Genomic DNA, 5,892 nt, shown 5'->3' on the forward strand with positions numbered 1-5,892 from the left:
GGCGCAATGTACGAAAACAGTCCGCCCTGATCCGTAAACCTGCCCCGCATGATCATCTCCGCCGATTCGAGATGATCAAGTGAATCATCAAGCCCCCTCCGTGGCGAGGGGGTTCTTCAGCAGACTGTTAGATCTGTTGGAGCTGCTGGAGATGGAAGTCGACGGGCCATCGTCAGCCGCGGGGGAAGTCGCCCCGCAGCTCGCCTTGCTGCAGGCGTCTCCCGCGGCAGCCATCAACGACAACGACTTAAATCTGCTGGAGCTGCTATCGCGGGAGACGGAAATAGACGGATCACGGTCGCCCCCCGGGGAAAGGCACCTCGCAGCACACCTCGTTGCAGGCGTCTCCCGCGGCGGCGGCCATCAGCGGCAACTATTTTGAGCTGCTGGCGCTGCTGGAGCGGGAGATGGAAGTCGACGGGCCATTGTCGGCAGCGGGGGAAGACGGTCCGCAGTTCAACTCATTCCAGGAGTCGCTCGAACAACTGCTCGTTGTGCCGGAGACGCCATTGGAATTAAATTACCACTGTCGCCTCTACCGGACCCCGATGGCAGTTTGAATTTTGATACGGCCTTACTTTACGAAATGCGAAACGATGCTCACGACAGTCGGGCTTCGTGCGAGTTGGTTCAGCCGCAACAGTCATCCTGTCCGGCAGCCGCAATACCGGCTTGGGCGCCGACGGATGATTTCGGACACATTGTGCCCTTGGGCTGGAATCATGGGTTCCAACCGGCCCCCAACGTCCTGATCGGCGCACTGAACCGAACAGGCGGCCTCCCGGGGCCGTTCCAGGCGACAAATCTGTTTATTCGTGGTCAGCCCTACACGGCGCAGCTGGGGGCAGGGATACGGGAAGCGACCCCCAACAATCCGCTCGGCGCAAACATTAATCTGATCCCCGGAATTAAGGACGGCTAAAGTCCGCCAAGCTGTGGGAACTGAGCAGGCAAGGTTCGGAATGTGCCGTCGCCAGTCGTCATCCCGCGTTGATCAAACCGCGATAATTTGCAGTCCCGCATCACGGATTGAACTTCAGCATCTTGACAAAATGCTCCGCGTCCAGCCCCGCCCAAGGCATCGTCGAGCAGGATCACTCCGATCGAACCGTTTGTGGGATCGGGAGACGAAGCCTTCGAGGACACGGCGGCGGCCATGGCACGCCGAGATCTCGGGCCGAGCGATCGGCGTTCAAAAGCCGCGCGAGCTGCGGCATGGGCACGTCGGGAAATAACGTGACGTCGGTTGCACAAGCCTCATGGTCGCGTTCTCGCGCCGCAAGGCTTTCATCCTCACGCGTCTTCGCGGTCTCGAGCCTCTGCTTGTGCTCGCGCCAGAAGTCCCGTGCATCGTTCAGGAAGCCGAGGACGCGCAAGCGCACCCCGTGCGCAACGTCATGCTCGGGCAGCGCCCTGGCATCCCGTTCGAGGACCGCGGCGGCCAGCACCTGCCGCGCGTCGGAAAGATCCCTCGCCGCGTCGGCCACTATCCTCTCGGCGTTGCGGGTCGCTTCGCGACATTGCGACGACTTCTGTTCCAGCTTCGTCCGCTCGGCCTCCAGTTCTAATATCTGTTGCGCTTTCGCGCAATCTCGCTGGCCGCAGAGATCTTTTAGCGTCTTGCGCATGTCGGTTGCGGTCGCCATCGCTCGCTGCAGCTCGTCGACGACGGATCCGAGAGCGACTTGGAAGGGGGCCTGGCGCCTGGCCAACCAGCACATTGTAGGCCTTCCAGGCGGCATCATAGACCTCGCGTTCCTTTGTCGCCTCACGCTCTTCGCCGAACAGTCGCTGCAATTCGTCCTTGGCGGCCTCGACGGGCCTGCTCGCGTCCGCGCCGGTGGCCGAGCATGCCTCGGCGCCCTCACCTTGAAGGACGCATAGCGGGTCGCGCGCATCAGATCCGATGGGACGGCGTTGGACTCCCCTTCAATCTCAATTTCGGTCCGGGACACGCTTCACCTTGCCAAGCTACGCATTCACGAAGGCGCGGGCGGTGGCATTCTCGGCTTCGATCACCGCGGCCAGGGAATGCTCCGGTGCGAGCGGGTTGTCGTCCAATACTTTCGGCTTGACGATCTGGATTCCCGTGCTCTGGGAGGAGTTCCGCCTCATGCGGACGGCTTCGAGGTAGCGGCAGCCCTCCATGAGGATCATCGCCTCGCACGTGTTGCCTCGTAGCCGGCCAAGGTTCTGGTGCCGGCATGAGACGCTCCAGCCAGCTCCATCAGCCCAAGCGTGTCACCGCGTCGCAAAATGCGGACGACCCCTGAGTCGATCCCGAAGTGCCTGCCGATCGGCGACGAGGTTGTCGAGGTGAAGCGGCTCGTCGTCAGGCCGCTGTCCTTCCGCCAATCGTCCAACCAGCGTCCGTGTGGCGTCCAGGACAAAGACGCCGCAATCATAATTGTTCCCCTGTCGGGCCATGCGGGCTGGTTCAAGGCGAGTGCCCAGCCTTCCTGCGAGTTGGCTTGCCCCGGTGCTGTTAGATCTCCGGATGGAGTTGTAGTGATAGGCAACCCTCCCTTCCGGCTCGCGGCGATCAACGAGCAGCAGCGACCAATGCGTACCGCCGCCACCGACACCGCCATCGTTCACTGGCACGAACAGGAAGTTGGCGGTATCGTTACCATCCTCGTCGTTGACGATCCCCCGCAAGGTTTCCTGCCGGGTGTCCTCGTCCTTGGTCAAGCGCAGCAGATGAGCTTGCGCGGGCCGCAGGAACCGCGTCCGGGCGGCCAGATCCGAATTGTCCCTCTGCAACTCCCGCTCAAGCAGTGTGTAATCCGCCGTGATATGCTCGTCACCCAACAATTCCGTGGGACCGAGCACCAGCGGAGGCTGCAGCGGGATGCCCGATCCTGAGGCCTGTCCATCCGATTGATCCAGATGGCCGGACAACTTTTCGCGACGACTCCCTCGGAGGGCTTTGCCAACCCCTGACTTAAAACACGACCACAGCCCACAGCCTTTGGCATTCTTCGTCGACATCGCAGACGTCGCAGCCCTGGTTGATGACGATGTTTCTCCCATATATCCCGGGAAGCTTTCGATGCCCGCCCCTAACGGCTCGTGAGATTCGAGTCCATGTCCAGGGATGAGCAGAACGCCAAGTCCTCCCAGATTGTTTGGGGTCGCCTCCCTTGTTCCTTGCCCCAACTTCGTCGTGTAAGGCCGACCATGGATGTAAAAATGTGCTCGCGACCGGAGCGGTGTCGTCGGCAGGAGGCCTTTTCTGTTCAGTGAACCGATCAGGGCATCGGGCGCTGATTGGCAACTATGGTCCCATCCCAAGCCGACGATATGTGTGAAGTCCTTCGCACGTGGGAAGTCCTCCGCCGGCACGATGGCCTGTATGTCAACCGGGGGGTGTGACAACTGGGCTGGCAGATCCAAGTGGCTCCAAGCGGCGCTAGATCCAGGAGGCGCCGGTCGCTCAAGATGGCCGAAGGTCGATGATGGCTCGGCCCTTGCAGACCGCGATGGCAACATTGGCTGCGTCCTCCCAAGGTCCCATCCCGGATTGGTTGGAATTGAAGGCGGCATAGTCTCCGCGGTAATCAACCTCGAACATCCGGCGCTGAAGTACCGGATCGGAGACCACGCCATGCGGAGCACTATCACCGTCACTTACCGCGATCAAGTAACGGGCATCGTGGTCCGGCAGGTCCCTTGAATTCATCTCCACAAGAGGGACCAGGACTTCGCGTCCGTCCCGCGCAACCTTCCCCATGCTCATGATCAGCGAGCTGAACGGAGTTAGACACGTACGTGACACGATCGACTAGAGAGTTCCCGTACAATGCGACCGAGTCCGGATCGCGAGCCGCTCGGGCGTACTCCGAAACGCCAAACCCTTATGCGAGGGTCGCAGAACGCGAGCGAACTGAACCCTTATCGCGCGTCACGCAGTCTCAAAACCGCGCAAAATACAAGATCAACGATGCACGGGAAGGCAACTCGATTGGCGCATGGGATACACGTGCGTCTCTCAATTTCCGCTACCAACCATCGAACATCTTGTGATCGTTTTGGCTTAACTACGATTCCTGCTCGTCTGGCGCGAGACGCAACAATTTTGCGGCACGGTCAACTACCAACCCTCGTAATTGATCTCGATGACAGAAACATGTCACCTTCCACTGATGAACGTCGGCCGATCAAACGCACCGGCAAGGAATCGGCATGCAAAACCAATCACAATAATCTGTTCCCGCCAGTGGCTCTGATCCACGCGCTGATTCCTCACTCACTGAAATGCTGCGCGCTCAGGTCTGCTCCAGCAGCGAACTCTCATTCCTCATGGAAGCGCATGACGGCCTCTCCGCCGCGATCGCCGAGCGCGCAGGTTTCAAGGGTCTCTGGGCGTCGGGTTTGTCGATTGCCTGCTCCCTCGGATACCGCGATGCCAACGAAGCGTCCTGGAGCCAACTCGTAGTTGAGCGCATCGATGGACGAAGCAATCTTGCGCGCTCACGCTTACGCCGACGCGGGAGCCGATGCGATCCTCATTCACTCGCGCAAGAGCGCCGCAGACGAGATCCTTTCGTTCGCACGCGCCTGGCGGAACCGGTTGCCAGTCGTGATCGTTCCAACGAAATACTATCGAACGCCGGTCTCTGCGTATCGCAATGCGCGCATCTCCACAGTGATCTGGGCCAACCACTCCATGCGAGTTGCATAGCGGCAATGCGGCAGGTCTGCGGTCGTATCATCGCTGAGGAGACCACTGCGAGCATTGAACCCAATATTGCGACGCTCGACGAGGCCTTCCAACTGTTGAGATACGACGAACTTGCCCGCGCGGACGCGCCGATATCTCCCCTCACCCTGACCGACGGCAAATAGCGTCTCATCCGCGCTGCAACATACGCCGATGTCGCAATTTTTCCGGCACCTCCTGTGGCATCGATCTCGAATTACTCGGCAAAGCCCTGCGGCGTCTGACCGCAACTCTGAACACGTGGAACTGAATTCTTGGATCGGCCTGAGCCGGCTTGTCTGAGTCCTTAACGCCTGGGTGTGTGGACGCGATATCGAGCAACGCTGAAGGGACCGAAATGAATACCAATGCGCCCAAGAAAGGCGTCATTCTGGCCGCCGGCTTCGGCTCTCGTCTAAGACCGTTGACGGATTTGCGGCCGAAGCCCCTGGTCGAGGTCAACGGCACACCAATCCTCTACAATGCCCTGCGAAACCTGGAGGCGGTGGGCGTCAAAGAGGTAACGATTGTCGTAGGCTACCGCAAAGACGACATTCAATATGCCTGCGGCAGCCGCTTTGGCGAGCTCGAAATCAAGTATGTCGAGTCGTCGGTCTTCGACCGTACCGGCAGCGCCTATTCCCTGTGGCTGGCGCGCGACACGCTTCGTTCCGGAAACTGCTTTCTTCTCGAAGGCGACGTCTTCTTCGAAGAGAACGCGTTGCGTTACCTGATGGTCAGCCAAGCAACCGACGTGGCTGCAGTCGCTCTAGCTAGTTTCTGTCGCGAAAGACATTTCGCTCTTTAAAATAAGGGTTATCTCGCGATTTTCGAGCACGTTTTTTTGTTGCGACGTACATGTGCATGGTATCACATTTTACATATGAAGCATGTTGATTCGGAATCGTCTTCGGATGTCGCGCGCTGGCTGCGAAGCGAATCGACGAGTCTTTGGCCTGCGCTTCTGGGCTCGCTGAGCCTGCGTCGTAGCCGGAGCATCCGCAAGAATTGCCCGGCGTGCCGGTCTGGCGAACAGCATCAAAGTTATGTGCTCTACGGTCGCGCGAATGAGCGTCGCGTTGCGGTCTACGTGCCGGAAGAGCTTGTGCCGGAGGTTCAGCGTAGCCTGGACAACGGGCGCGCTCTGCAGGATCTGTTGCACCAGGCGGCGCCGCGATACATCAAAGCGT

General features: G+C 59.8%; 6 protein-coding genes and 1 pseudogene. 4 read left to right on the plus strand and 3 right to left on the minus strand.

Annotated features, from left to right (window positions below; translation table 11 throughout):
- Positions 1-335 precede the first annotated feature (335 nt).
- A complete protein-coding gene (locus tag C7G61_RS44345) occupies positions 336-560 on the plus strand; it encodes a hypothetical protein (protein WP_145963811.1) in 225 nt (74 codons plus the stop codon).
- A 534-nt stretch (positions 561-1,094) separates the two neighbouring features.
- Here C7G61_RS44345 and C7G61_RS42005 read toward each other — a convergent pair.
- The 3 genes from C7G61_RS42005 to C7G61_RS42015 all read right to left on the minus strand — a co-directional run bounded on the left by C7G61_RS42005 (position 1,095) and on the right by C7G61_RS42015 (position 2,901).
- Complete coding sequence (locus C7G61_RS42005; RefSeq protein WP_145963812.1) at positions 1,095-1,646, minus strand: hypothetical protein; 552 nt, start codon at positions 1,644-1,646, stop codon at positions 1,095-1,097.
- A 325-nt stretch (positions 1,647-1,971) separates the two neighbouring features.
- A complete protein-coding gene (locus C7G61_RS42010; RefSeq protein ID WP_057853200.1) occupies positions 1,972-2,157 on the minus strand; it encodes a hypothetical protein in 186 nt (61 codons plus the stop codon).
- Between the two features lie 84 nt (positions 2,158-2,241).
- The gene (locus C7G61_RS42015) at positions 2,242-2,901 is read right to left on the minus strand and encodes a Ulp1 family isopeptidase (RefSeq protein WP_190242259.1); all 660 of its coding nucleotides are present in this window, start codon (positions 2,899-2,901) and stop codon (positions 2,242-2,244) included.
- 1,356 nt (positions 2,902-4,257) lie between these two features.
- Between C7G61_RS42015 and C7G61_RS42025 the strand changes: the two are divergent.
- From C7G61_RS42025 to C7G61_RS45725, 3 genes and pseudogenes are all read left to right on the plus strand, one after another.
- A pseudogene (locus C7G61_RS42025) lies at positions 4,258-4,848 on the plus strand (isocitrate lyase/phosphoenolpyruvate mutase family protein).
- Between the two features lie 212 nt (positions 4,849-5,060).
- Positions 5,061-5,510 carry a phosphocholine cytidylyltransferase family protein gene (locus C7G61_RS42030; RefSeq protein ID WP_274542319.1) on the plus strand — a complete coding sequence of 150 codons (450 nt, stop codon included), beginning with the start codon at positions 5,061-5,063 and terminating at the stop codon, positions 5,508-5,510.
- A gap of 75 nt (positions 5,511-5,585) precedes the next feature.
- Positions 5,586-5,892: hypothetical protein (locus tag C7G61_RS45725; RefSeq protein ID WP_210205928.1), on the plus strand; the 307-nt coding region annotated here is incomplete at its 3' end.

The sequence above is a fragment of the Bradyrhizobium algeriense genome, from assembly GCF_003062295.1.
Taxonomy (GTDB): domain Bacteria; phylum Pseudomonadota; class Alphaproteobacteria; order Rhizobiales; family Xanthobacteraceae; genus Bradyrhizobium; species Bradyrhizobium algeriense.

Bases quoted from the DNA above. Each gene is read 5' to 3' on its own strand.
- C7G61_RS42030 (WP_274542319.1), top strand. From the start codon at position 5,061: ATGAATACCAATGCGCCCAAGAAAGGCGTCATTCTGGCCGCCGGCTTC.
- C7G61_RS42005 (WP_145963812.1), bottom strand. From the start codon at position 1,646: ATGGCGACCGCAACCGACATGCGCAAGACGCTAAAAGATCTCTGCGGC.
- C7G61_RS42010 (WP_057853200.1), bottom strand. From the start codon at position 2,157: ATGATCCTCATGGAGGGCTGCCGCTACCTCGAAGCCGTCCGCATGAGG.